The following is a 25,513-nucleotide window of genomic DNA, read 5'->3' as shown; positions in this document are numbered from 1 at the left end:
GAGAGCAATCGGTACTTTGACGTGAAAACAGGATTTCAAGGTCTGAATGGTTGGGAGGTCGCGTGACGTGGACAAACGGAAAAAAGGAGAAGGCAGCCACTGGATTACACCGATACCAGGCTTGTTTTCGGGAGAAATTATGGTGGAGGAAGCGGTAGAACGTGTCACTTCAATCAAAAGGGAAGAGGTCGTGATGACAACAGACGGTGCACAGTGGAGACTGCGAGCAGAAGAAATGCAACAAGAGTTGGCAGCACTAAAAGAAAAAGTTACAAGATGGGAGGAACAATTCAAGGCCCTCCAGGACGAACAGAAACGTGAAAGGGAATACCTGTATCAAGTGGTTCTCTCCTTGAAACAGGAATGGGAGAGAGAACGCAGTGAAAATCGCGATCATTAGTCCGGGCCCCTTTTCTGTTCCACCTGTAAAAGGGAGCTCAGTTGAGCACGATATCGATGAAGTAAGCAAAATGTTCGGGCCCGGTCATGAGGTAACCATCTACACGCGGACTTGTAAAAGCTATCCCCGATCTAGTACGGATGAAGGGCGGCGCATGGTTCGTTTTGACTATAAGGGTCCAAGACCCTATTTGAAAAAAATAAGCGCCCATTTGAAAAAACTGCACCCGGATGTCATTCTGGTTGAAAATCGCCCCAATTTTGTCCCAATCCTACGTAAGGGACTCCCTAAAGTGCCGATTTTCGTCAACATGCATTCGCATGTGTATGCGGACGAATGGTTTATCAGCCCCGAAAACATGAGAAAAATTGGACGGATGGCCGATGGATTCCTGACGAACAGTGAATATCTGCGCAGTCATTATATCCAAAAGCATAAAATTGCTCCCGATAAAGTGCACGCGGTCCATTTAGGTGTTGATGTTTCCCCATACCAGATGGCTAAATTTAATGATTCGGTTACAAATGTGAAGAAGAAGCTAGGACTTCGCTCAGATGATCGTGTCATGCTCTATGCAGGCAGGCTGATCAAGGCGAAAGGTGTGCACGTCCTGTTAAAAGCATTTCGCAAGGTAAGCAAGCAGGATGCCAAAGCGCGACTTGTCATTGTCGGGGGAACAGGTTACGGGAGCAATCGAATGACTCCGTATATCCGTCATTTGAAGAACTTGGCGAAACCACTTGGGAAAAAGGTGAAATTTATAAATTTTATTCCGAGTAAAGAAATGCCGCTCTATTATCAAATTGGAGATGTAGTCGTTACGCCATCTGTCTGGCAAGAGCCGTTTTGCAGGGTGAATCTGGAGGCGATGGCATCGAGCAAGCCGGTGATCACGACGCCTAAAGGAGGAATCAGAGAGGTCGTAAAAGATGGAGAAACCGGATATATTATTCCGCTCATTGAATGGCAAAAAAAGCTGCCGGTCATTTGGGACCAGCTTTGGAGCGTTCCTCATTTACGCAGTCAGTTAGGAAAGCAGGCTTTCATGCGGGCGAAACGATTTTCTTGGTATGCGACTGCGCAAGGGTATTTACAGGTGTTCGAAAAGGCACTGGAAAAACGATTCAAGGTTCCATCCGTTCCGTTAAAGGCAGCGAGCTTCTAAACAAATTGAGAATAGGTGGGTGCCTTTTCTACCCCGGTTGTGGACTTCTGCCCTGTCCAGTTCAGACGGAGCGCATACCTTAAAAGTATTGAGAAGCACAACTGGGGAGTGATATTTTGTGAAAGGGTTAATCCTATGCGCTGGACGCGGTACGAGACTGCACCCTTTTTCTTATTCGCAACCCAAAACGCTCCTCCCTGTGGCAAATCAACCGGTTCTTCTCCACTGTATCCGCAAACTGCTTGAAGTGAATGTCAAAGATATCGGCATCATGATACATCCTTCCCAAAACCAAATACCTGAATATCTGGGGGATGGTAGTCAATACGGGGCTACCATTCGCTATATCCGGCAGGAATCGCTGTTGGGAATCGCCCACGCGGTAAAAATCGCACAACCGTTTCTGCAAAATGAACCTTTTCTCCTTTTGCTTGGAGACAACCTGGTAATGGATTCGCTCTCGGATCTGATTCACGTCTTCAGCCAGAGTCAGCCCGATGGTATCGTTATGCTCAGTGAGGTAGAGAAACCGCAGGACTACGGGATTGCAGAGGTTTACGAAGGGCGTTTACTCTCCGTGGCTGAAAAACCTGTACAACCAAAAAGCAACCTTGCAGTAATCGGGGTGTATCTGTTCACCAACAGGATTTTTGAAGCGATCACTTCACTGCAACCATCTTCTCGCGGTGAGTACGAAATCACAGACGCGATTCAGGCTATGATTGAACGCGGATGTGTCATTGCCCATTCAACTGCTCACGGGAAATACAGTGATGTTGGTAGGATTGACCGTTGGCTTGAGGCAAATCAGTGGATGCTCATTCAGGAGTTGGGAAACGATTTTTCCATAGGAAAAGGAAGTGTCATAAAAGATTGTAAAATCATAGGTCCTGTGTTAATTGGAGAGGGCTGTCACTTGGAAAATTGTCGGGTGGGTCCGTATGTTTCCATCCAGGATGGCGTCCAGCTATCGAATTGTACCCATATTGAGAATAGCATCCTGTTAGAAAACTGCAGATTGCAGGATATCGATTGGAAGCTGCAAAACAGTGTCTTTGGGCGTTCCTCTACGGTTAAAGGGGATGCAGGAAAACGAACAGGTGTGCTGATCGTAAGCGACAAATCCTCGATTCATTTCCCGGCAAGAGGAGGTGATGGTTTCTGAGCACCCCTCTGTTTACGGTAGTCATCCCTACGTATAACCGTGCGGAGTATATTCGCAAAGCCATTGACAGTGTCATGAATCAGAGCTGCAAGGATTGGAAGCTGCTGATTATCGATGATGCGTCAACCGACAAGACCCGAAACAAGGTGGACCGCTATCTGTTTCATCCCCATATCCAATACTATTGTATGGAACAAAACTCGGGTATCTCCGCAGTAATGAACAGGGCGTTGTCACTGGTGGATACTCCCTATCTGATCCAACTCGATTCGGATGACTGGCTCCCCAAGAAAGCTCTCGCCATATTGAAAAAAAGTATCAAGAAAGACAAGAGAAGAAAAATCTCCCTGTTTTACGGCAATATAAAGGTATGGCGAATACAGAAAGGAAAATACGTCCGCCCTTTTTTGATTAAACACAGACAGTTTCACACGAAATATCAATTTCTCACATACAATTACTGGATGGTAGCTCCCCGTTGCTATCTCGTTTCTGCTTTGCGGAATGTAGGGGGCTGGGATACCACGGACAAATATCAGGGCAGAATCATGGAGGACAGGAGGATCATCCTCCGTTTGATTGAACGTTATCCAGTCAAATGGATTAACAAAAAACTGTACAACCGCACCAAACACAAAGGCCAGTTAACAGACAACAAGATGAAACAAAAGCGAAATGAGCTGCGAAGACAAACATTTGACTACTATCTGAAGCGGTGGGGCAATGAATACAAGGCCGTCTACGTCTACCAAAACGGGTACCTGATTATCAAAAAATTGAAGAAAAGGGGGAGGAGAAAGCAGTGACGAGAAAAGCCTTGATCACAGGCTGTGCGGGTTTTATCGGCTCTCATCTGACCCAGCGTCTGCTGCGGGAAGGGCTGCATGTCATCGGGGTTGACGGCTTTCTCGATAACTATGACGTTGCCTTAAAGCTGCGCAATCTCTCGCTGATCGGCAACCATCCCCTGTTCATTTTTCATTCCTCCATGCTTTCGGAAAGACGTTGGGAACAGTGGCTGGAGGAGGTGGATCTGGTTTTCCACCTGGCTGCCCTGCCCGGCGTCCGAACCAGCTGGGGAAAGGCGTTTTCTGATTACGTCATCCATAACCTGATTGCCACACAATCACTCCTGGATGCCTGCACGCAAATCAAGCGCTCTCCCAAGATCATTGTTTCTTCATCTTCCTCTGTTTACGGAACCATGAAAGAAGGGTTGACAGGGGAACAATCGCCAAAGCATCCCATCTCCCCCTATGGCGTTACAAAGGCAGCTATGGAAGATATTTGTCGCGTCTACGTAGAGACGTTCCACCTGCCTGTGGTGATTCTGCGCTACTTTACTGTTTACGGTCCGAGACAGCGACCAGACATGGCGTTTCAGCAGTTTTTTCGGCAGATCCATCGGGGTGAATCCGTCACGCTTTACGGGGACGGCCAGCAAAGCCGTGATTTTACTTATGTTAGTGATGCGACCGAAGCAAATCTGCTCGCAGCCAAATACGGGGAACCGGGTGATGTGTTTAATATCGGAGGAGAGCGGGAGATCAAGCTGCTGGAAGTGCTGGAGCTGATGGGCGAGCTGACCGCGCATACGCCAAAACTCGTACACGCCCCCCCAGTTCCCGGAGATTCCCGGCGCACCTGCGCTGACATCAGTCTGGCAAGATCAAAACTGGGTTATCAGCCGCAGGTGAAGCTGGAAGAGGGACTGCGCTTGCAGTGGGAAGAGATTCGCGCCCAGTTGAAAGCATAACGGTAACAGGGGAGGCTTTCGCATGAAACAAGTTCTTGTTTACCGCCGCAAGTTTCTCCCGAAAAGTGAGACGTTTATCTATGAGCAATTACTTGGACACCAGCGGGTAAAAACAGCTGTCCTGACGAGACAAAAGCCTATTAACACCACACAGTTCCCCTTTTCTCCAGTGTATGTGCGCAAACGTTTCAAGGGTTTGACGAGCTGGTTGAAAAAGCAGAATTTCAACTGCCTGCACGCCAGATTTGGACCGGCAGGGGTGGAGCTGCTGCCCTATGCACGGGAGGCAAAGCTGCCTCTGATTACGTCCTTTCACGGTTTTGATGTGACCAAACGTGTCCGCGAAAGCAGCGTATACCGTCGCCAATTAAAAAAGCTGTTTCAACAGGGAAAAGCATTTACCGTCGTCAGCAATCATATGAAAAAGCGCTTGGTCAAACTGGGGTGTCCCGAAGGAAAGATAACACTGATTCGTTCCGGAATTGACCTGCGCAAATTTCCCATGCTTCCCCAGCAGGCTGTGAATGATGACTCATTTCGGCTGTTGAGTGTAGGCCGATTGACTGAAAAAAAAGGCATGGATACATTGATCAAGGCATTTGCAAAGGTGAGGCGCGAATATCCGCACGCAAAGCTGACCATCGTGGGAGAGGGCGAAGAGGAGAAGAAGCTGCGGCAACTGATCAAAAAGCACAGGCTCACCTCCAGCGTCAAGCTGCGTGGTGCCATGCCGCATCGCGAAGTTCAGCGGGAGCTTGCCGAATGTCATCTTTTTGCCATTGCCTGCAAAACGGCCAAAAACGGCAATCAAGAGGGCATTCCCAATGTATTGATGGAGGCCATGGCGAGCGGTCGCCCTGTGGTCTCTACCTATCATGCCGGAATCCCCGAGCTAATCGAACATGGTGTGACCGGATATCTCGTCCCGGAAAAATCGCCAGGCAAATTGGCTGCCATGATAAAACGGGTGTTGAAGGAGAGAGAGAAGTGGCCGGCAGTAACTGCACGGGCACGCGCAAAGGTGGAGAGCAACCACGATATCGAGAAACAGCGTGCCAGATTGGAAGCTCTGTACATCCGCGTGATGACAAAACGATGAGGTGAAGGGATGAACGTAGCCGTAATCGGAACGGGATATGTCGGATTGACGACGGCTGTCTCTCTTGCCCTGCATGGACATCAGGTGGTTGGGATTGATGTAGACCGGGAGAAAGTAACGCGTTTGCAGCAAAAAAAATCACCGATCTACGAACCTGGTCTTGAGGATGCTTTGGGACAGGTCATCGATCAGGGAAGATTGCGTTTTGACCATACTGTAAACGGAGCTGCTGAGGCAACCGTTCTCTTTATCTGTGTAGGTACACCGGAAGCAGACGACGGATCAGCCGACCTTCGCTTTTTGCATGCAGCGGCAGAGGATGTGCGCAACCTGTATGGGCAAAAGCCGGGAAAACGTGCCGTCGTGATCAAGAGCACCGTGCCGGTAGGAACCGGGGATCGTATAGCGGAGCAACTGAAAGCGTGCACAGAGGTGCATCTTGTATCCAATCCCGAATTTCTGCGGGAGGGGAGTGCATTATCAGATTCACTCCATCCATCGAGGATCGTTGTCGGAGCGGATTCACCCGAAGCTTTTGAGATGATGGATCAGCTGTACGCAAATGTGTCCGGACACTGGGTGAAAACGACGAGAGCTAATGCTGAACTGATTAAATACGCTTCCAATGCGTTTCTGGCCACGCGCATCTCTTTTATGAACGAGCTTGCCCGCCTGAGCGCTGTCCTCGGTACCGACATCGACGTGATCTCCCGCGGTATGGGTCTGGACAGTCGCATCGGGCCGGAATTTTTACGAGCAGGATTGGGGTATGGCGGCTCTTGCTTCCCTAAGGACACGGCAGCTCTTTTGCAAGTAGCAAAGGAAAAGGGCGTGGATTTGAATATTTTGCAGCAGGTTCGTGAAGTGAATCGGACACAGCCCGCCTGGTATGTGCAGTTGATCCGGGACAAATTGCAGGGGCTGCGTGAAAAGCGGATTGCCATACTTGGCCTTTCCTTTAAACCGGAAACGGACGATATTCGGGAAGCCAGGTCTTTGTCGGTAATCGGCCATTTCCTTCAGGAAGGAGCATTCCTGTCGGCATTTGACCCGGTGGCCGCTGATGCGGTCGCCCGTCTGTATCCTCAGGTCCGCTTCGAAACAGATGTCTATGAGACCCTAAGGGGGGCGGATGCAGCGGTATTGGTTACAGAGTGGAAAGCCTGCATCCAGATCGATTGGTCAAAAGCAAAAGCGCTGATGGCGAGGCCGATGTTGTTCGATGGCAGAAATGTCTGGCCTGCTGATCTTGTCCGGCAACATGGATTTGTCTATACAGGGGTAGGAAGAAGCTGACTCGTCAAAAGGGCTGAGTCGGCTTTTTTCTGCATAAGAATTTGAACAAGGAGTGAGAATACGCTAGGATACTCTTATGGATTGGATTTCCACCTACTTGTGATCGAGGAGTGAGTGACAATGAATAAAAGCAAAACCTTGCCAAAACGAAGTGAAGTGCCTGCTGAATTCAAATGGCGCCTGGAAGACATGTATGCAAGCGACAGTGATTGGGAAAAGGATGTTGAAAAGGTAAAACAGCTCGTCGAACAAGTAGCGGGTAAAAAAGGACAGCTCACGGCTTCGGGAGAACAGCTGCTGGAAGCGCTGCAGCTTCAAGATGAGCTGCTGAAAACGCTCGATCAGGTCTTTGTCTACGCCCGGATGCGCCGCGACGAAGACAACGTAAACAGCAAGTACCAAGCCCTGACCGACCGTGCCACTTCCCTCAGCACGCAGGTATACGGAGCGATCTCCTATATCCAGCCGGAGATTCTGGAAATACCGGAGGAAAAATTGGCGAAATGGCTCGAAGAGGTAAAAGGCTTGCAGCATTATCGAATCCTTTTGGATGAAATCACCCGTTTCAAGCCTCATACGCTTTCAGCTGAGGAAGAAGCGATACTCGCTAACGTCAGCGAGATTGCCTCTGCTCCCTCCAAAATTTTTGGCATGCTGAACAATGCGGACCTGAAGTTCCCGATGATACAGGACGAGTCGGGAGAACAAGTGGAGCTGACAAAAGGGCGTTATGTCCAGTTCATGGAAAGCAAGGATCGCCGCGTTCGAAAGGAAGCCTTTGAGGCGCTCTATTCTACATATGGGAAAAATCGCAATACGATTGCGGCCTCCCTCACTTCTTCGGTCAAATCTGACGTGTTTTATGCCAGCACCCGCAAGTATCCGTCGGCACTTTATGCAGCCCTGTTCGCGGATAATGTGGATTTGTCTGTCTATGACAACCTGATCTCGACCATCCATGAACATCTCCCGTTGATGCATCGCTACATCGCGCTGCGGAAGAAAATGCTCGCCGTAGACGAACTGCATATGTATGACCTGTATGTTCCTATTGTGCCTGAAGTAGAGGTGAACGTACCGTATGACGAGGCGGTCGCTACCATCAAGGAAGCGCTGAAACCGCTGGGTGAAGAATACGGCAGCGTCTTAAACGAAGGATTTTCCAACGGATGGATAGACGTATATGAAAATGAAGGCAAGACGAGCGGGGCCTATTCATGGGGTGCGTATACCTCACATCCGTATGTGCTGATGAACTATCAGGACAATGTAAACAACATGTTTACGCTGGCACATGAAATGGGGCACGCCTTGCACAGCTACTACTCTCATAAAGAGCAGCCCTACACCTACGCAGATTACAAAATCTTTGTAGCCGAAGTGGCTTCTACGTTGAACGAATCACTGCTGATGCATCATCTTCTGAAAACCACAACGGACAAAAAGCAGCGGATGTACCTGATCAACTACTATCTCGAGCAGTTCCGCGGCACGGTATTCCGTCAAACCATGTTTGCAGAATTTGAGAAGATCATCCACGCCAAGACGGAGCAGGGAGAACCCCTGACAGCAGACAGTCTGAGCGAGATTTACCGGGAGCTGAATCTGAATTACCACGGACCTGATATGGTGGTAGACCAGGAGATCGATTTGGAATGGGCACGTATTCCTCATTTCTACCGCAATTTCTACGTCTACAAGTACGCCACCGGTTTCTCGGCAGCAACGTCGCTGGCCAAACAGATTTTGGAGGAAGGGCAGCCGGCCGTAGAACGCTATCTGAACTTCCTGAAGAGCGGAAGCTCCGATTACCCATTGGAATTGCTCAAAAAAGCGGGAGTGGACATGACCTCGCCTGAGCCGATTCGTGAAGGGTTGGCTGTGTTTGAGGAGATGCTGGCGGAGATGGAAAAGCTGGTCGAAGAAGTCTAATCAAATCAAAAGGTAAAAACTCTTTCACATGATGTTAAAAAGCCAGGGTTACGCGCCCTGGCTTTTTGTGTGCTAGTCCTTTATGCCGTGCTCCCAATATGCACGTCGCTTTCACGGACTCAGTATTTTTCTCATCAGTGTCGCAAAATCAACGTCCTGGAACGAGGCATCCCCGACAGGGAGAAAAGAGCGCATGCGCAGCCCCAGCGCGATTAATACGAACAGTTCTCCCATCTTTTGTGTATCTACATCGGCAGGGATTACGCCGTGATCTTGACCAGCCTTGATCCATTGGCGGGAGAAAAAAACGGATTGATTGTAAAACTGTTTTAATACCTCGTCGATTTCGGGACGGCCTGTCTTTGACAAGAGATAGACCAGTATTTGATTAATCTCATTTCGCGGGTTATTCAAGAGAGGCAGCCCTTTGGTCAACTCTCCCAAAGGACCTTCCAGCTCTTTTTTGGACTGCTTGACCCGATTTTGGAATCGCTGATCAATGTCCTCCAGGCTCTCCTGAAGTACCCATGCGTAAATCTCATCTTTGCTTTTCACATAATGAAATATAGCCCCTTTGGAGAGCCCGGAGCGATCCATGATATCTTTCATTGTGACAGAGTCACAGCCTTTTTCTCGAATCAGTTCCTTGGTGGTTGTCAGCAGGAGCTGGATCGTTTGCTGACGACGTTCTTCTTGTTTCAATGGAATGCCTCCCAGGTGGTTGCTTACAAACAGTATATATACAAACTGTCGGTTTGTAAATAATGTGAGAGCGCTTTATTTCGCACCGTGGAACAAATTAGAAATTTTTTCTCAAAAGCGGTAATTTTGTGTTCTCCTAATCCGTAATCACAGATATGGAATAAGGGGATCATGCCCTCCGTCCCGAGACGGAGAAGAAGTTCCAACCCCTGACTGTTTTGAAAAGGTTGGTAAAACTGGCACAATACCCTTGGGAATGATTGTTACGATTTGGAGGAATCTTAGTGAAAAAACATGCATCGATTTTACTAGCTTTGGTTGTGCTTACAACTGCTGGTTGTGGCCCAGCACCGGAGCAACCCCAGGCACAAGAAGAAACAAAAGCAAAAGTGGTGGAAGTCTTCAAGGTGCAAAAAAATCAAGCTCCGGTATTACTGACCGCTACCGGGCTGGTTCAGGCCAATCGGGAAGCCTCCTTGCAATTTGGCACATCCGGTAAAGTGTCCTCCATCTCTGTGGGAAAAGGCGATAAAGTGTCCCAGGGACAGCTGCTGGCAAGCCTCGATATCCAGCATTACCAAAGCGAAATCGCGGCGGCCGCGGGCCAAGTTGAGGAAGCGACGGCCCGTAAAGCAAAAACGCTGAAAGGCGCTTCGGCCGAAACGATTCAGAAACAGCAATTGCAAGTTCAAAGCGCTCAGCAGGATCTGGACAAAGCAAATGAGGATCTGCTTACGGGAGAAAAGCTCTTCGCTGGCGGGGCCATTTCCCAAAGCGAGCTGGATGACCGCCGCAGAGCAAAGGACCAAGCGGCAATTAAATTGCGGGACCATAAATTGGCGTTGGATGAGTTGACGCGCGGAGCAGAACCAGAAGATGTAGCCATGGCCAACGCTTCCATCAAGCAGGCAGCCGGACAAGTGGAGCGGGCCAAGAAGAGCCTGAATGATACGAAGATCACCGCACCATTCTCGGGTACGATTGTCGATGTATCCAAGCAAGTAGGCGAGCTTGCATCACCTGGTGAACAGATCGTACACATCGTCGATCTGGCAGAAGTAAAAATCACTTTGGATGTGAGCAACGATCTGATTAACCAGTTTCAAGAGCGGGCAAAAGTGGAGGTCGTCGGGGAAGACGGTAAGAAATACGAGGGAACAATAACGTTTGTGTCGCCTGTCGTCGACAAGCAGACCGGAAAATACCGGATCGAAGTGACAACAGCCAACACCGAAGGACAGTGGAGAGGCGGCATGGTGGCAACTGTAGAACTCCCGCGTAAGGTAAATGGCTTGCTCGTACCGCTGGAAAGTGTGGGTGTCTCCCAGGGCGAACATTATGTGATGGCTGTGGTAGATGGACTGACGGTGAAGCGTCCGGTCAAAACCGGCCAGATGGTAGGCGATCAAATCGAGGTCATCAGCGGACTTTCTGAAGGAGATCAACTTTTGCGCTCCGGGATTACCTTCTACGTTGAAGGGCAAAAAGTGGAGGCGAAAGGGGAATAATTATGGAAAAACTCATTCTCTTTCTGCTGAAGCGGCGCCTTATCGTCTATCTTGTCACCTTTCTGATCGTGGTCGCCGGCCTTGGCTCGTTATTTAGTTTCAACATCGAGCTGGTGCCAAAAACAAATTTGCCAATCCTTTCCGTGCAAATCTCGGGCGGCTCGCTTCCTCCAGAAGAGATGGAAGAGAAGATAACGAAAAAGGTAGAGCAGGAAATCAAGTCATTGTCTGGCATCAAGGAACACTCCTCGACGACAAGTACCGGTTCTGTCCACCTCACGATCACTGCGGTAGAGGGAAAGGGAGAGCAGGTTAAACAAGATGTTCAGAATGCGATTAACCGGTTACGCAATAATTTTCCTAAAAGCATTGATACCGTAAATGTTACCCAAATGAACCTCGGCGATGAGGAAATGATCGATTACGCGTTGGTGGGAGCAGATCCCAAAGCCATGCTCAGTATGGCCAAAACCGCGATCAAGGACCGCATTGAAGAGGTGCCAGGTGTAAAGGAAGTATCGGTCTCGGATCGAAGCTTCGAAAATAAAATTGCCATCACCCTTCGTCCTGAGCGATTGACAGCTTACCATACTACGCCGTCCGCTGTAATTGACCAGCTCCAGGTAACGAATTGGAAGCAAGCGGTCGGGACCCTGGAAAACATCGGTTTTGATACCGTTGTGATGATCGACAACTCATACACCACCGTCCAGGAAATCAGTCAACTCCCGATTGATACTCCAGAGGGAACGGTCAGCTTGGATCAGCTGGCACAGATCGAAGATTATCGGGGTATCGTAAAGGATTCCGTTGCTTTGACGGATGGGGATGTATTTGTTCACATCAGCGTCAAGCGTGCCAGTGGCAGTGATCTGATTACAACCCAGAAAAAAGTGGAAGAGGTTGCTCATCAGATCAATGCAGAGGCAAACGGTCAGTATCAGATGAAGGTCATGTTTGAGGCCGTCTCCTTTATCGAACACGCAGTCAGCAATCTGAGCAGAGACGTTATCATCGGTGCCATCCTGGCTATTTTGATCCTGATGGTGTTTCTGCGAAATTGGCGGGTGACATTGGTAATTGCTACGACACTGCCGTTGTCAGCGATGATTACCTTTATTGCCATGAAGGCTGGCGGTTACAATATCGACATGATCAGCTTGCTTTCCCTTAGCTTGTCAGTCGGTCTGATCGTTGACGCGGCGATCGTAGTTCTGGAGAGTATCTATCATTTCCGGGAAAAAGGGGAGCAATTGACTCAGGCGATTGTCAAGGGAACTCGTGAGGTCATGACGCCAGTATTTACCTCGCAGTTGACCATCATCGTGGTATTCCTGCCCTTGATCCTTGCAGATTTTGAAGACTGGCTGAAGCCGGTTCTGGGCGCCATCGCCTTTACCGTCACCGCTGCAATTACGGCGTCGACAATTGCTGCGTTCTTCTTCGTGCCCGTTTTTTCAGACCGATTTTTGAAAAACGACAAGAAGGTAACGTTGGAGGGAGAAGCCAAAGAAGGTGCGATTGTCCGGGCGTTTACCGGTCTGTTGAAAAAAGCGCTAAAGCATCGCGTCAAAACGATCATGGTTGCCATCGGGCTTCTGGTCGGTTCCTTCTTCCTGATGCCTTTTATGAAGATGGGTCAAGGGATCAATCCAAACGAGAATCTCGTCTATGCGGTGATCAAGATGCCTGCGGGCTCTACCCTGGAGAACACCAAGCGGGCAGCCTTGCAAGCAGAGGATTCGCTGCGTGAATTAACAGAAGTAAAAGATGTCTTCTTTTTTGCAGGCAAGGAGCAAGCTGAGTTGTTCCTCATGCTGAAAGGCAAAAAGGAAAGAGTGCGCGGAAAAGATGAGATGACGATGGAGATCAATAATCGCCTGCAATCAGTCCAGGGCGTTGAGAGTGTCACCATGTCATTTGGCAGTCAGGGTGGGAATGCCCCTGTTCAGCTGGATATCACCGGTGATGATATGGAAAAAATGCGTCTGATTGCCGGAGATGTAGAAGGAATGCTGGAGACCATTCCGGGACTGACGAATATCCGCAACGACTATAAAGAAGGAAAAGAAAAAATCACCCTGATTCCTAAACAGGAAGCATTGTCCCGGATGCAGGTGGATCATCGTTCGCTCCTGCAGCAAATCAGTACGATGATCGGTGAACAGCCTGTCACAACGATTTCCACGGACGGGATTGAAGTCAATGTCGTAGCACAGATGCCTGAAAATTGGCTGAAGCACCCGGAACAATTGCAGCAAATCATGATTCAGTCCAAAACAGGATCGCAGGTTCCGCTATCGGATCTGGTGGAATGGAAATACAGCAAATCTCCTGTCACGATCAAGCATGTGAAGGGAGAAAAAATCGTAACCGTTTCGGCAGAGCTACTCGGCACGGACCTTGGCACCGCAGGACGTTTGGTAGGAGAAAAATTGCCGCAGCTCGCTGTACCTGCCGGCTATAAAGTGGAGATTGCCGGTAAACTGAAGGAACAAAGTACAACGATGATGCAGGGCCTTTTCGTCTTCCTCGGTGTCGTGGTGCTGATTTACGTGATCATGGTCGCACAGTTTGGAAGACTGTCCCAGCCGTTTATCATCATGCTGACGATTCCCATGGCTTTGGTAGGGGTTGTGCTTGGATTCGTTCTGACACAGCGTGTATTTGGAGAGATGGCGATGATCGGGATGATCATGCTTGTCGGGATCGTGGTATCTAACGCCATTCTCTTGATCGACAGAATCAATTTGCTGAGAAACAGAGGCATGGACTTGGGAGAAGCAATCGTCCAAGGCACCAAAGACAGGGTCCGTCCTGTGATCATGACCAAGCTGACAGCTATTCTTGGCATGCTGCCAATGGGGCTTGCAGTCGCAGAAGGCTCTGATTTGGAAGCGCCGCTAGCCACGGCCGTTATCGCCGGTTTGATTTTCCATACGATCGTAACGCTGGTGCTGGTTCCGGTCCTGTACTCTTTATTCGAGACTTCCAAAGCTAAACGCCTGGCAAAGAAAGAAGCCAAAGCCGCAAAGCGCCTCCAAAAAAGGCTGGAAAAAGCAGAGATCCGGGCATCAGATGTATAAGTGAACGCAAGTAAAGGTATTATGGAAGTTGTACACGAGTGATTGTTGGTTCATTCGCATTAAAGAAGGAGAGAAGTAGGTGGTCACCATTGCTTCTCTCTTTTTTTTTGCTAAAGCGTAATCAAAACGTGATGCAAATGTGCTCACCTACTAGGCGGCTGTCAGATATTTCTGTAGAATGGAGGCAACTATGTGCAATTTGTCCGTTTTTAGGCGGGAAGGAGAATGGATACATGGATTTACATTTGCAGGGAAAAACAGCGATCATCCTCGCATCGACGAAAGGCTTAGGCAAAGCAACTGCCGTGTCCTTGGCCCAGGAGGGCGCTAGTGTCACGGTCTGCGGCCGGGATGAAGCAGCACTGGCAGCCGTTCATGAAGAAATTTTGCAGACCACAGGTAAAGAGCCGCTTGCACTTGTAACCGATGTGACAAAACCGGAAGACATCGCGCGGCTGGTAGAGGAGACCGTTGCCCGTTTTGGCGGTGTGGATATTCTTGTCAATAATGCAGGTGGTCCTCCTGCGGGTACTTTTGATCAGCTGACAGACGAGCAATGGATAGCGGCATTTGAACTGGGCTTGCTCAGTTTTGTCCGCTCGATCCGCGCTGTTTTACCTCATATGCGAAAGCAGAAATTCGGACGAATCGTCAATTTCGCTTCCTCTTCTTTTAAACAGCCGCTGGAAAATCTGATTCTCTCGAATACCTTTCGCACGGGCATCGTCGGACTTGCGAAAAGCTTGGCGACGGAGCTTGGTCCAGACGGTATCCTCATCAACACGATCGGGCCCGGACGGATTGCCACAGACCGCGTTGCTTTTCTGGACCAGATGCGGGCCAATTCTCTGCAAATCGCTGCAGAAGAAGTGAAACGGAGTACGGAAGCTACGATTCCTCTCGGCAGATATGGTGAGCCCGAAGAATTCGCAAGGATCGCGACATTCCTCGCATCCCCTGCCAATAGTTATGTGACAGGACAGGCTTTTCTGGTGGACGGAGGATTCGTGAAAGCAATCTGATAAAAGTTTCGCTTCTATCTCTCTTTCCTTCCGCGTATGCATGTACTAATAGGTGACAAGCATTTGCGAAAGGGAGAGTAGAATATGAAGGTTGTAATCGTCAGTTTGCGAAATCTGATTTTGGGCGGCATCGTCCTGTTGATCGTGCTCGTCGCCGGTATTTTCCTGCTGGTGAAGGACCCGCTCAATGTATCCGACTCCTACCGACAGCATGACCCCAGTGTCCCTGCTTCGGCCTTGCCGATGATGAAGCCTGCAGACAAAGAGAAGCCCTCACTCAATATGGATGTGAAGGTGGAAGGCAACACGGCGGAGATATCCTTACTCACACAGAATTTTCAATTCGTGGCTGACAACGGTGAGTTGGAAATGCAGCCGATCTATGGAGAAGGCCATGCCCACCTGTACCTGAACGGTGAACCAAAGGGAATGATCTACCAGCCGGACTTTTTGCTGAAAAAACTGCCCAAAGGTGAACATGAGCTTCGTGTGGAGCTGAACTACAGCAATCATTTGCCTTACAAGATCGAGGCGGTGCAGAAATTCGTAGTCGAATGATCAGGCGTTCCGGCCAGGGACGCTTTTCTTTTTTGATCGTGCTGCAATGATAGCGAAGACACCAGGTGATCGGATGTAAAAGAAGGAATAAGCTGGGAAGAGGGCGAATCAAAAACAAATGAGACAGAATAGTCAGAAATAATCAATGGAGGGTTGTGCATGCTGCGTTCGATCACGATTGGCGATTTGTTGGATGAAACGGCGGGTCGATTTCCTGAGCGAGAAGCAGTCGTCTACAAAGAGCGGGGGATCCGCTACTCTTTTGCGGAGTTTCAGACGATTTGCAATCAAGCAGCGCGAGGGTTTTTGTCGTTGGGAATCAATCCTGGGGAGAACATTGCCATCTGGGCTACCAATGTGCCAGAATGGGTGATCAGTCAATTTTCCACAGCAAAAATGGGCGGTGTTTTGGTCACGGTGAACACCAGCTATCGCGTACATGAGCTGGAGTACTTGCTGCGACAGTCTGAATCCACGACACTGCTGTTGATTGACTCCTACCGTGATGCCAGTTACCTGGAAATGATCAGAGAAATCTGTCCGGAGCTGGATGCGTGTGAGCCTGGTCAGCTGCGATCGGAGCGCTTGCCGCATTTGCGAAATGTCATTTTCCTCGGGGAAGAGAGACAGCCAGGCATGTTCCTGTGGAGTGATCTTTTGGAGAGGGGAGCCCAGGTCTCTGATGAAGAAAGGATCAGGCGCCAACAATCACTTCATCCCGATGACGTCATCAATATGCAGTATACATCAGGGACGACCGGGTTTCCCAAAGGGGTCATGCTCTCGCACAACAATATTGTAAACAACGCGATCAAAGTGGCCGAATGTCAACGGCTGAATGAAACAGATCGGGTCTGTATTCCAGTGCCCTTTTTTCATTGCTTTGGCTGTGTCATGGGCACACTTGCCTGTGTTGCGACAGGAGCTACGATGGTTCCGGTCATCTCATTTGATCCGGAAATCGTACTGGATGCGGTAGAGGCAGAGCGCTGCACAGCTTTGTACGGGGTACCGACGATGTTCATCGCTGAGCTGAACCATGCTTCTTTTGCCGGACGGGACTTAACCTCCCTGCGGACAGGGATCATGGCCGGTTCACCATGTCCCATCGAAGTGATGAAAAATGTCGTGGAGAAAATGGGCATCCGGCAAATCACCATCGCTTATGGACAAACGGAGTCTTCCCCCGTGATTACACAAACCAGACCCGACGATTCCATCGAACGGCGCGTGACGACGGTTGGGCGAGCACATGACGGGGTAGAGGTGAAAATCATCGATCCAGCTACTGGTGATACCCTTCCCGCAGGTGTTCAAGGCGAGCTTTGCACACGCGGATATCTGGTGATGAAAGGGTATTACAACATGCCGGAACAGACCGCAAGAGTCATTGATCATGAAGGGTGGCTGCATACCGGTGATCTGGCGATGGTTGATGAAGAAGGGTTTTTCCGCATTACAGGCAGGCTGAAGGATATGATTATTCGCGGTGGAGAAAATATTTACCCGCGGGAAATCGAAGAGTTTCTCTATACACATCCACAGGTGCTGGACGTACAGGTGGTCGGGGTCCCGGATGCAAAGTACGGGGAACAAGTGCTGGCCTGCATCAAGGTTAAGCCGGGGGAGGAGCTGACGGAACAAGACATTCTCACCTACTGCGAGGGCAAGATCGCCCGCTATAAAGTCCCTCGGTTTATCCAGTTCGTGACTGAGTACCCGATGACTGCCTCCGGCAAAATCCAGAAGTTCAAGCTGCGTGAACAAGCGATCGAGCGTTTTGGTCTGGAGACCGGGAAAGATTTTACCACGGCTTGAGAAAAGGGGAGGGCTGTTCTATAGCTCTTTACTTTCCTGCTTGACTCTTCTATGATGATGGCATGAGATAAACCGAAAAAAGCGAAGGCACGGAAATCCCATGCCTTCGCACTGTTTTTTATCGCAGTTTACGCGCGTTGTTTTGCTTCGTAAGCGGCAATCTTGTCTTCGTATTGCAACGTAATGCCGATGTCGTCCAGCCCGTTCAGCAGGCAATAGCGGCGGTAGGAGTCCACCTCAAAAGGATAGGAGAGGCCGTTCTTGTCTGTGACTACTTGCTGCTGCAAGTCAATCGTCAGTTCATAGTTCTCTTGGCCCTCTGCCCGGGAAAAGAGCTCTTGTACTTGCTCTTCACTCAATTTGATAGGGAGAATTCCATTTTTAAAGCAGTTGTTGTAAAAAATATCGGCAAACGATGGAGCGATCACCACGCGGAAGCCATAATCGAGCAAAGCCCAAGGGGCATGTTCCCGCGAGGAGCCGCAGCCAAAGTTGTTGCGAGCCAGAAGCACAGTGGAGCCGGCATATTTCGGTTGATTGAGGATAAAGGAGTCAATCTTTTGACCGTCAGCCGTAAAGCGCCACTCGTAAAAAAGAAATTGACCAAAGCCAGTGCGCTCGATACGCTTCAAAAACTGTTTCGGGATGATCGCGTCTGTGTCCACATTAACGCGGTCCAAGGGTGCTACGAGTCCAGTGTGAATGACAAACGGGTTCATTGAAATACCTCCTTGTTCACGCCTTCATGCTTCCATTCGCGTACATCTACAAAATGGCCGGCAATCGCTGCGGCAGCGGCCATCTCAGGGCTGACGAGATGCGTGCGTCCACCGCGTCCCTGACGTCCCTCAAAGTTGCGGTTGGAGGTAGAGGCGCAGCGTTCGCCTTCTTGCAAGATATCCGGGTTCATGGCAAGGCACATGGAGCAGCCAGATTCACGCCATTCGAAGCCGGCTTCCTGGAAAATCAGATGGAGGCCTTCTTCTTCAGCACGCTGTTTCACTGTTTGAGAACCAGGAACGACCATAGCGTGCACGTGGGCAGCAACTTTACGGCCTTTTGCTACCTCTGCGGCACTGCGCAGGTCTTCGATTCTTCCGTTTGTACAAGAGCCGATAAAGACGCGGTCAATTTTGATGTCGCTCATCGGTGTACCCGGAGTGAGACCCATGTAGGCCAGAGCATCTTGAGCAGCTTTGCGCTGAGCGGTCGTTTCAAAGGAATCCGGGTGTGGAACCGTGCTTGTAATGTCGGTACCCATACCAGGGCTTGTGCCCCAGGTTACTTGCGGTGCGATCTCGCTGGCTTGAATTTCTACACAGTGATCATACGCAGCGCCAGGGTCTGTGCAAAGTTGCTTCCATTGCTCGACGGCGGCGAGGAAATCTTCACCCTGCGGTACAAAGCGTTTGCCTTGGAGGTAGGCGAAGGTGGTCTCATCCGGTGCGATCAAACCAGCGCGTGCACCCGCTTCGATCGACATGTTACATACGGTCATACGTTCTTCCATCGTCAGCTTGCGGATTGCATCACCGGTGTATTCAATTACGTAGCCCGTCGCAAAATCGGTTCCGTATTTGGCGATGATGGCCAGGATCAGGTCTTTGGCGCCTACGCCGAAAGGAAGATCGCCGACGACGCGTACTTCCAGCGTTTTCGGTTTGGATTGTTGCAGACATTGCGTAGCCAGCACATGTTCAACCTCGCTGGTTCCGATACCGAAGGCCAGGGCCCCGAATGCACCGTGTGTAGACGTGTGGCTGTCTCCGCATACGATCGTTTTGCCTGGATGGGTCAGACCCAGTTCCGGTCCGATGACGTGCACGATTCCCTGATCCGGGCTGTTCAGGTCGGCGAGTGTAATGCCGAACTCCTCACAGTTGGTGGTCAGTGTTTCCATCTGCTGACGGGAGATCGGGTCTTTTACGTTAAAGCGGTCCGCAGTCGGAACATTGTGATCCATCGTAGCAAAAGTCAGATCAGGGCGGCGAACCCTGCGTCCGGCGAGACGAAGACCTTCAAATGCCTGTGGCGATGTTACTTCGTGAACGAGGTGCAAATCAATGTAGAGAAGACTTGGTTTACCTGCCTCCTCGTGAATGACGTGGGCATCCCAAATTTTTTCAAACATAGTGCGAGGTTTCATAGGGTAATCCTCCTTCGTACAAAACTCTTATCAAGGTTGTATCATGGCAATGAAAATAGTTCAAAGATATAATTATTATCAAAGGGATAGTTTTTGCCTATTGGGAGGTCTTCATGGAATTACGTCAGATTAGATACGTGCTCGCAGTCGCAGAAGAACGGAGCTTTTCCCGTGCTGCAGGACGTTTGCATCTGGCTCAGCCATCGCTGAGTCAGCAGATAGCCAAACTGGAAAAAATATTGGGTGTGAACCTGTTTCATCGCCTTCCCCAGCATGTCGAACTGACTGATGCCGGACAGCGCTTTGTCCAGGTAGCCCAGACACTGGTCGACATGGCCGAAGGCTTGGAGAGGGAAATGCGGTCGTATGCAGTAGGCGAAAGCGGCAAGCTTCTGGTAGGGAGCCTACCCATTACGGGAGCGTATGTGCTTCCGCGCGTGATTCCTGACTTTACCCGACAATTTCCGGGTGTTGAGCTGCAGCTGGTCGAAGAGACCTCCAGCCACCTTGAGCATATGCTGGTGCGCGGAAAAATTGACATCAGCCTGTTGACGATGCCGATCACAGATCATACGTTGGAAACCATACCGGCCATCCATGAGGAGATCTATTTGGCAGTGCCGCCGCAGCATCCGCTGGCTGAAAAAGAGGAAGTCAGTTTGGAGGAGCTGGCAGGACAGCCATTTATTCTGTTAAAAGAGGGCCAAGGATTTCGCACGATTTCGCTTCGGCTTTGTGAGGAAGCAGGTTTTCGCCCGCGGATTGTGTTTGAGAGCAGCAATATCCAGACCATCCAGTCCCTTGTAGCGGCAGGGATGGGATGTTCCTTTGCCCCGCGGATGATATCACTCGCACCAGGGACCACCGAGCCGCCTGTCTATGTCCGTTTGTCAAACAGACCGTTTCGGACGCTGGTCGTAGCCTATCGAAAGGATCGTCCCCTGTCGAAGCCGGCGGAGGCTTTTGTCCAATGCCTGGTGGCGCAAAAAAATCATTTCTAACCAAATCTTTGGCTGTGCTACACTGATTACATCGAAAAAACAGGAGGCGTACTGGTCATGAGAGAAATCAAGACTGAAGCAGAATTCAACGAGATGATTGGGCAAGATAAACCCGTTGTGGTGAAATTTTTTACAGATTGGTGCCCGGACTGCCATCGCATCGACCCGTTCATGCCGGCAGTCGAAGAGTCGTACAAAGAAAAGATTGATATGATCGCGATTAACCGCGATACGTTGCCGGAGCTTTCCCAGCAGCTTGATGTGTTTGGGATTCCCAGCTTTATTGCTTTTGCTAAAGGGAAAGAACTGATCCGCTTTGTCAGCAAGCTCGGCAAAAGCCGGGATGAGATTGAACATTTTCTCGACCGTACAATCCAGATCAGTGAAAGCTTGGAGCAAGCGTAAGCTCATCGAGAACATGAATGCATGCATGTAGGAGATCATCTTTCATGATACCAATGACGAAACAGGGAGAGTGGCTGATCGGAACGATTCCGGATGAGGTTCATGACGTGCCGATCGGCCATCTTCTCAGAGAAGTGTGGAAATGGCCCAAAAAACAGGTTCATCTGCTGTTCCAGGAAAAAGGATTGCTGCTGGACGAAAGCCCGATCGCACAGCATGTGAAGGTAAGGGAAGGGCAAGAACTCAGGGCAAGACTCTGTCCGCCTGAGCCCCTTGGTGTCGAGCCTGCCTTTGGCGGTCTCGAAGTTTTGTACGAAGACGACCATCTCCTCGTTGTGAACAAGCCGGCCGGAGTACTGCTGCATCCGACGGAAAAGCATCATCAAGGGACACTCGATCACCTCGTTGCAGGGTATTTTCAGCAAACCGGTCTGCAGGCGCGTGTACGCCATGTTCACCGGCTGGATCAAGAAACCTCGGGTGCGGTCATGTATGCCAAACACCCGTTGGCCTCTGCACGGCTGGACGAGTTTTTGCGTGAGCGGAAGATCAAGCGATGCTATGTCGCGTACGTGCATGGCAAGCTCACACAAAGCAGCGGAAAAATTGCCGAGCCGATCGGCAAGGATCGTTCACATCCAAATCGCAGACGTGTGACCCCAGGTGGCGATCACGCTGTCACCCATTTTCATGTGACACAGCATTTTCACCACGCGACCAAGCTGGAGTGTGAGCTTGAAACAGGGAGAACGCACCAAATCCGGGTACACCTTAGTTATCTAGGCTATCCCCTGATTGGCGACGTCCTCTATGGGGGCAAGGCTGAACTTTTGAACAGGCAAGCGCTGCACGCATTTGCGCTTCGGTTTGTTCATCCGTTTGACGAAGAGCCGCGGGAGGTTTTCGCACCGCTGCCTCCAGATCTGCGAAAACTGGAAACCGTACTTATGAATCGCCAATCGAAGAGAAGCTGAATAAACTGCCAGGGAAGCAAGCAGAGAGGGTGGTAGGATGAAACGACCCATCATCGGCATACTGACCTGGCGGGAGGGCAGAAAATTTGCCGAGCCTGTCTATTTCCGCAAAATGATCCAGGCCGGGGATGAACTCGGCTGTACCGTATTTTTGTTCTCACCAGCGGATGTATTGGCAAACGGCAAGCAGGTGCGCGGCTTTCTTCCGACGAAAAAGGGGTGGCAACCGCGCATGTTTCCGCGTCCCGATGCAGTGATTGACCGCTATCGGTATTCTCCGGGTCCGGCATTTAAGCAGTACGTGGCTTTTCGCAAAGCCAGCGATTTTCTCTACGCCAATAATCGTCTGGCGAATAAATGGAAAGTGCACGAGGTGCTGTGGAAAGATACCAAGATGCACCCCTGGCTGCCGGAAACCGTGCTTTACAATCAGGTCAATTTGGAACGCATGCTGCGGCGCCACGCCATGATTTATGTGAAACCGGTTAATGGTACAGGGGGACGGAATATCCTCTCCGTAGAAAAGAAGATGAATGGCTATCAGCTTCTCGGCAGGGATGCACAACGATCACGTGTGTCCACACAGCTCGGACAGCTTGCATCTGTTCAAAACAAAGTGAAGAAATGGGCAACACGCGACAGATATATTGTCCAGCAAGGCCTTCATTTGGACTTGGTGCCGGATCGGGCCGTGGACATGCGCCTGTTGATTCAAAAAGACGGAGAAGGGCAATGGAGGATAACCGGAGCTGGGATGCGTGTCGGCGGAGCCAAGAGTGCGACCTCCAATCTCCACGGCGGTGGCAAAGCAGTCCTCGCCCGGACCTTTTTGACCCGTCATTTTGGTGAACAACGAACCGCGGCGATTCTCGCAGATTGTGAGCGTCTTGCCTTTCAAACGGTGGAAACCATTGAAAATCATTTTGGTCGCATGATGGAGATGGGGCTGGATATCGGGATCGATGTCGAGGGAAATGCCTGGCTGATCGAGGTCAATCCGAAGCCGGGCAGGGAAATTTTCCGCGAAATGGGGCAGAGCCGGCAGTATAAGGAAGCGATACAACGCCCCATTCAGTACGCCATGTTTCTGGCAGGATTCCCTTTTGCCCCAAAAACGGCAGGAACAACAGACAAGGCGGCGCGGTGATGGCGCCGTTTTTGTTTTTCTGTAAAGAAAATTAATTAGCTATCTGTAAGACTTTTTGTAACATATGATCAGGTTCATCCGTATTTCATTAGTGAAGTGGACGGTATGTATGATCAAACAGGGTTAGGACATGCACCCTTTTGGACAGAATGGAAATGAAGGAGTTGATGGACGTGGAGCAACTGATCCATCTGGCAACAGATTACTGGCCGATTGTCATCGGAGCAATTGTGCTGATCATTATTCTACAGTTAATTGTGAAGAGTTTGTTTCGGATTGTTTCCGTGTTTGTCGTCATCGCGATCGTCCTGGTGCTTGTTTTTCAATTTTCACCGGAACAGGTGATCGACATGGGGCGCTCCGCTGTTCAGACCACGCAGGATGCCCTGGAGAGCACGGTGGTTCCCTTGGTGGAAAAAGAGCTGAAAGATGCAACCATTACGTTTCATGACGATGGCAGCTATGAGATGAAGAGCAAGAGTCTTCGCATAACCGGAAAAAAAGGGGACAGCAAGGCATCCATTCACTATGGAGAGAACAATTGGGATGTGGATGTGAGTATCCTGGGGCAGCTGTTTCAGGATAAGCTAAACAAGGCAGAATCGGATTCAAACGCAATGTAAACACGTTTGTAAACCATATCAGGCCAGCACAACAAGACAGGAGGGCAAGAAGGGACGAGCTGTACTGATGCTCATCCTTCTTGCCCTGTTTCTTTTTCTTCTCGGTTGATCAAACCAGAAGCGGTGGTCTTCGGAGCAAGCTGGCTTGTTCATAAGCGTATCCAATCCGGATGAGCTGAGGCTCGCTGAATGCCCTTCCGGTAAACATGATCCCGAACGGCTTGCCAGAGGGCTCATAGCCGGCTGGAACCGTAATCGAGGGATAGCCAGCCTTGGCCCCTACGACTTCTCCGAAATCGTGAGGAAAGAGCACGCAGTCTAGCTGATGGTCATGAAAGAGTGCATCCAATCCCTCTGTTCGCGAGAGAGTTAGATCCCGCAGTCGACTCGCGAGATAATCAGGTTCGGTCAACGAACCGCTCAACCCCTCAGAGCGCTCCAGGATGTCCTGGCCGTAGCGAAGTGCTTCCTCTGCATGCTCTTTGTTCCAGGCGATCACGTCCTTGAGCGTCCGCAGCGGGAAAGATGCTGGCAGGCTGGACAGATAAGCATTTACACCTGATTTGAACTCGTGGAACAGGACCGTGGGATCGTCGATACTGTCATCAAACGGAAAAGAAATGTCGTGTACCAGCATCGCTCCCTGGGCCTCCAGGATTGTGAGAGCAGCTTGATAGAGAAGCTGTTGATCCTCACTCATATCGTTTCCGGCAAAGGATCGGACTACCCCGATGCGAGCTCCGCGAAGTCCGTTTTTATTCAGAAAAGGTGTATAGTCATAATGAGAGAGTCCTTGGCTGGCACGGGTCGCCGGATCGTGCTCGTCCACGCCCGTCATCGTCCCCAGCAGAATCGCAGCGTCTTCTACCGTACGGGCCATAGGGCCAGGCGTGTCCTGACTGACCGCGATCGGAATGATTCCGCTCCGGCTGATCAGCCCGACCGTCGGCTTGATCCCAACTAAAGAATGGTTGGCTGCGGGATTTAGAATAGAGCCGGAGGTTTCCGTTCCTACAGCGGCCGCTGTAAAACCCGCAGCCACTGCGGCGCCGGAGCCAGAACTGGAGCCTCCGCAATCAAAAAGTCCGGGAGCATATGGATTGCGCACTTGACCACCACGGGAGCTGTAGCCGTTTGGCATGTCATGCGACATAAAGTTTGCCCATTCCGTCATGTTGGTCTTGCCCAGAAGAATGGCTCCCGCCTGCCGCAGTTTTTCAACCAAATATGCGTCACGAGCCGCGTAGGAGTCTGCGAGGGCGAGAGAACCTGCGGTTGTGTGCATCTGATCGGCAGTAGCGATATTGTCTTTGATGAGAATCGGGATGCCGTGCAGCGGGCCGCGTTCTCCGCGGATACGCCTTTCCCGATCCAGCGCGTCTGCCAATTGCAGGGCTTGCGGGTTCAGCTCAGAAATCGCGTGGAGAGAAGCGCCTTGCTTTTCATGCTCTTGAATACGCTGCAGGTAACCAAGGACAAGCTCCCGGCTTGTCAGTTCGCCGGATCGCAGCGCTTTTTGCAAGTCGCGTATGCTGGTTTCCCATAACGGGTTCATTTTGGTTCCTCCTTTTATGATGATGAGTACATAAATTGACGTGAAGGATGAGTGCAAGTCCAACGCGACTGCTGACTCTCGGGCAGATAGGCCTTTTTCTCCTGCAATAGGTTTTCGAGAGACAGAGGTAGAAACCCTTTCTCCTGGGAAGCACT

22 protein-coding genes are annotated in these 25,513 nt (G+C 50.3%); 18 read left to right on the top strand and 4 right to left on the bottom strand.

What is annotated here, in order from left to right:
* The first annotated feature begins 67 nt into the window (after positions 1-67).
* From NDK47_RS14880 to pepF, 8 genes are all read left to right on the top strand, one after another.
* Positions 68-400: a hypothetical protein gene (locus tag NDK47_RS14880; protein WP_251870544.1), complete on the top strand. Its 333-nt coding sequence runs from the start codon at positions 68-70 to the stop codon at positions 398-400.
* Positions 381-1,565 (top strand): glycosyltransferase family 4 protein, encoded by a 1,185-nt coding sequence (locus tag NDK47_RS14875; protein WP_251870543.1) that lies wholly within the window; start codon positions 381-383, stop codon positions 1,563-1,565. The genes NDK47_RS14880 and NDK47_RS14875 overlap by 20 nt, the downstream gene beginning before the upstream one ends.
* 118 nt (positions 1,566-1,683) lie before the next feature.
* A complete protein-coding gene (locus tag NDK47_RS14870) occupies positions 1,684-2,730 on the top strand; it encodes a glucose-1-phosphate thymidylyltransferase (protein WP_251870542.1) in 1,047 nt (348 codons plus the stop codon).
* A complete protein-coding gene (locus NDK47_RS14865; protein WP_251876180.1) occupies positions 2,727-3,536 on the top strand; it encodes a glycosyltransferase family 2 protein in 810 nt (269 codons plus the stop codon). The genes NDK47_RS14870 and NDK47_RS14865 overlap by 4 nt, the downstream gene beginning before the upstream one ends.
* Complete coding sequence (locus tag NDK47_RS14860; RefSeq protein ID WP_251870541.1) at positions 3,533-4,486, top strand: NAD-dependent epimerase/dehydratase family protein; 954 nt, start codon at positions 3,533-3,535, stop codon at positions 4,484-4,486. The genes NDK47_RS14865 and NDK47_RS14860 overlap by 4 nt, the downstream gene beginning before the upstream one ends.
* A 22-nt stretch (positions 4,487-4,508) precedes the next feature.
* Entirely contained in the window at positions 4,509-5,585 is a 1,077-nt protein-coding gene (locus NDK47_RS14855) for a glycosyltransferase (protein ID WP_251870540.1), read from the top strand.
* Between the two features lie 9 nt (positions 5,586-5,594).
* Positions 5,595-6,881: a UDP-glucose dehydrogenase family protein gene (locus NDK47_RS14850; RefSeq protein ID WP_251870539.1), complete on the top strand. Its 1,287-nt coding sequence runs from the start codon at positions 5,595-5,597 to the stop codon at positions 6,879-6,881.
* Positions 6,882-7,001: 120 nt separating this feature from the next.
* Entirely contained in the window at positions 7,002-8,813 is a 1,812-nt protein-coding gene (gene pepF / locus NDK47_RS14845; protein WP_251870538.1) for an oligoendopeptidase F, read from the top strand.
* 111 nt (positions 8,814-8,924) lie between these two features.
* Here pepF and NDK47_RS14840 read toward each other — a convergent pair whose 3' ends face one another.
* Complete coding sequence (locus NDK47_RS14840; protein ID WP_251870537.1) at positions 8,925-9,515, bottom strand: TetR/AcrR family transcriptional regulator; 591 nt, start codon at positions 9,513-9,515, stop codon at positions 8,925-8,927.
* 284 nt (positions 9,516-9,799) lie between these two features.
* On the opposite strand from NDK47_RS14840, the gene NDK47_RS14835 reads away from it, so the two are divergent.
* The 5 genes from NDK47_RS14835 (at position 9,800) to NDK47_RS14815 (ending at position 17,507) form a co-directional block, all read left to right on the top strand.
* The gene (locus NDK47_RS14835) at positions 9,800-11,023 is read left to right on the top strand and encodes an efflux RND transporter periplasmic adaptor subunit (protein WP_251870536.1); all 1,224 of its coding nucleotides are present in this window, start codon (positions 9,800-9,802) and stop codon (positions 11,021-11,023) included.
* A gap of 2 nt (positions 11,024-11,025) precedes the next feature.
* On the top strand, positions 11,026-14,109 hold the full coding sequence (locus NDK47_RS14830; protein WP_251870535.1) for an efflux RND transporter permease subunit: 3,084 nt from the start codon (positions 11,026-11,028) through the stop codon (positions 14,107-14,109).
* 233 nt (positions 14,110-14,342) lie between these two features.
* Positions 14,343-15,131, top strand: coding sequence for an SDR family oxidoreductase (locus tag NDK47_RS14825; protein WP_251870534.1), 789 nt, complete (start codon positions 14,343-14,345; stop codon positions 15,129-15,131).
* Positions 15,132-15,215: 84 nt separating this feature from the next.
* Positions 15,216-15,689 carry a hypothetical protein gene (locus NDK47_RS14820; protein ID WP_251870533.1) on the top strand — a complete coding sequence of 158 codons (474 nt, stop codon included), beginning with the start codon at positions 15,216-15,218 and terminating at the stop codon, positions 15,687-15,689.
* Positions 15,690-15,848: 159 nt separating this feature from the next.
* Positions 15,849-17,507 (top strand): AMP-binding protein, encoded by a 1,659-nt coding sequence (locus NDK47_RS14815; RefSeq protein WP_251870532.1) that lies wholly within the window; start codon positions 15,849-15,851, stop codon positions 17,505-17,507.
* Positions 17,508-17,635: 128 nt separating this feature from the next.
* Here the strand turns inward: NDK47_RS14815 and leuD are convergent, their stop codons facing one another.
* Positions 17,636-18,226, bottom strand: coding sequence for a 3-isopropylmalate dehydratase small subunit (leuD, locus tag NDK47_RS14810; protein WP_251870531.1), 591 nt, complete (start codon positions 18,224-18,226; stop codon positions 17,636-17,638).
* Positions 18,223-19,653 (bottom strand): 3-isopropylmalate dehydratase large subunit, encoded by a 1,431-nt coding sequence (gene leuC, locus NDK47_RS14805; protein ID WP_251870530.1) that lies wholly within the window; start codon positions 19,651-19,653, stop codon positions 18,223-18,225. Before leuC ends, leuD begins: the two co-directional genes overlap by 4 nt.
* A gap of 113 nt (positions 19,654-19,766) precedes the next feature.
* On the opposite strand from leuC, the gene NDK47_RS14800 reads away from it, so the two are divergent.
* The 5 genes from NDK47_RS14800 (at position 19,767) to NDK47_RS14780 (ending at position 23,803) form a co-directional block, all read left to right on the top strand.
* The gene (locus NDK47_RS14800; RefSeq protein WP_251870529.1) at positions 19,767-20,654 is read left to right on the top strand and encodes a LysR family transcriptional regulator; all 888 of its coding nucleotides are present in this window, start codon (positions 19,767-19,769) and stop codon (positions 20,652-20,654) included.
* A gap of 57 nt (positions 20,655-20,711) precedes the next feature.
* On the top strand, positions 20,712-21,059 hold the full coding sequence (locus tag NDK47_RS14795; protein WP_251870528.1) for a thioredoxin family protein: 348 nt from the start codon (positions 20,712-20,714) through the stop codon (positions 21,057-21,059).
* Between the two features lie 44 nt (positions 21,060-21,103).
* On the top strand, positions 21,104-22,033 hold the full coding sequence (locus NDK47_RS14790) for an RluA family pseudouridine synthase (RefSeq protein ID WP_251870527.1): 930 nt from the start codon (positions 21,104-21,106) through the stop codon (positions 22,031-22,033).
* A 37-nt stretch (positions 22,034-22,070) separates the two neighbouring features.
* Positions 22,071-23,180 (top strand): YheC/YheD family endospore coat-associated protein, encoded by a 1,110-nt coding sequence (locus NDK47_RS14785; protein WP_251870526.1) that lies wholly within the window; start codon positions 22,071-22,073, stop codon positions 23,178-23,180.
* 173 nt (positions 23,181-23,353) lie between these two features.
* Positions 23,354-23,803: a hypothetical protein gene (locus NDK47_RS14780; RefSeq protein WP_251870525.1), complete on the top strand. Its 450-nt coding sequence runs from the start codon at positions 23,354-23,356 to the stop codon at positions 23,801-23,803.
* Between the two features lie 109 nt (positions 23,804-23,912).
* Here NDK47_RS14780 and NDK47_RS14775 read toward each other — a convergent pair whose 3' ends face one another.
* The gene (locus NDK47_RS14775; RefSeq protein ID WP_251870524.1) at positions 23,913-25,358 is read right to left on the bottom strand and encodes an amidase family protein; all 1,446 of its coding nucleotides are present in this window, start codon (positions 25,356-25,358) and stop codon (positions 23,913-23,915) included.
* Positions 25,359-25,513: the final 155 nt, after the last annotated feature.

The organism is Brevibacillus ruminantium (assembly GCF_023746555.1).
Classification (GTDB): Bacteria; Bacillota; Bacilli; order Brevibacillales; family Brevibacillaceae; genus Brevibacillus; species Brevibacillus ruminantium.
The sequence above is the reverse complement of the archived record's forward strand: the minus strand, read 5'-3'. Positions and strand labels throughout refer to the sequence as shown.

What these genes read in the sequence shown, in the direction of transcription:
- NDK47_RS14785 (WP_251870526.1), top strand. Translation starts at nt 22,071, where the DNA reads ATGAAACGACCCATCATCGGCATACTGACCTGGCGGGAGGGCAGAAAA.
- NDK47_RS14775 (WP_251870524.1), bottom strand. Translation starts at nt 25,358, where the DNA reads ATGAACCCGTTATGGGAAACCAGCATACGCGACTTGCAAAAAGCGCTG.
- NDK47_RS14855 (WP_251870540.1), top strand. Translation starts at nt 4,509, where the DNA reads ATGAAACAAGTTCTTGTTTACCGCCGCAAGTTTCTCCCGAAAAGTGAG.
- leuC (WP_251870530.1), bottom strand. Translation starts at nt 19,653, where the DNA reads ATGAAACCTCGCACTATGTTTGAAAAAATTTGGGATGCCCACGTCATT.
- NDK47_RS14795 (WP_251870528.1), top strand. Translation starts at nt 20,712, where the DNA reads ATGAGAGAAATCAAGACTGAAGCAGAATTCAACGAGATGATTGGGCAA.
- NDK47_RS14850 (WP_251870539.1), top strand. Translation starts at nt 5,595, where the DNA reads ATGAACGTAGCCGTAATCGGAACGGGATATGTCGGATTGACGACGGCT.
- NDK47_RS14815 (WP_251870532.1), top strand. Translation starts at nt 15,849, where the DNA reads ATGCTGCGTTCGATCACGATTGGCGATTTGTTGGATGAAACGGCGGGT.
- leuD (WP_251870531.1), bottom strand. Translation starts at nt 18,226, where the DNA reads ATGAACCCGTTTGTCATTCACACTGGACTCGTAGCACCCTTGGACCGC.
- NDK47_RS14820 (WP_251870533.1), top strand. Translation starts at nt 15,216, where the DNA reads ATGAAGGTTGTAATCGTCAGTTTGCGAAATCTGATTTTGGGCGGCATC.
- NDK47_RS14790 (WP_251870527.1), top strand. Translation starts at nt 21,104, where the DNA reads ATGATACCAATGACGAAACAGGGAGAGTGGCTGATCGGAACGATTCCG.
- NDK47_RS14800 (WP_251870529.1), top strand. Translation starts at nt 19,767, where the DNA reads ATGGAATTACGTCAGATTAGATACGTGCTCGCAGTCGCAGAAGAACGG.
- pepF (WP_251870538.1), top strand. Translation starts at nt 7,002, where the DNA reads ATGAATAAAAGCAAAACCTTGCCAAAACGAAGTGAAGTGCCTGCTGAA.
- NDK47_RS14830 (WP_251870535.1), top strand. Translation starts at nt 11,026, where the DNA reads ATGGAAAAACTCATTCTCTTTCTGCTGAAGCGGCGCCTTATCGTCTAT.
- NDK47_RS14825 (WP_251870534.1), top strand. Translation starts at nt 14,343, where the DNA reads ATGGATTTACATTTGCAGGGAAAAACAGCGATCATCCTCGCATCGACG.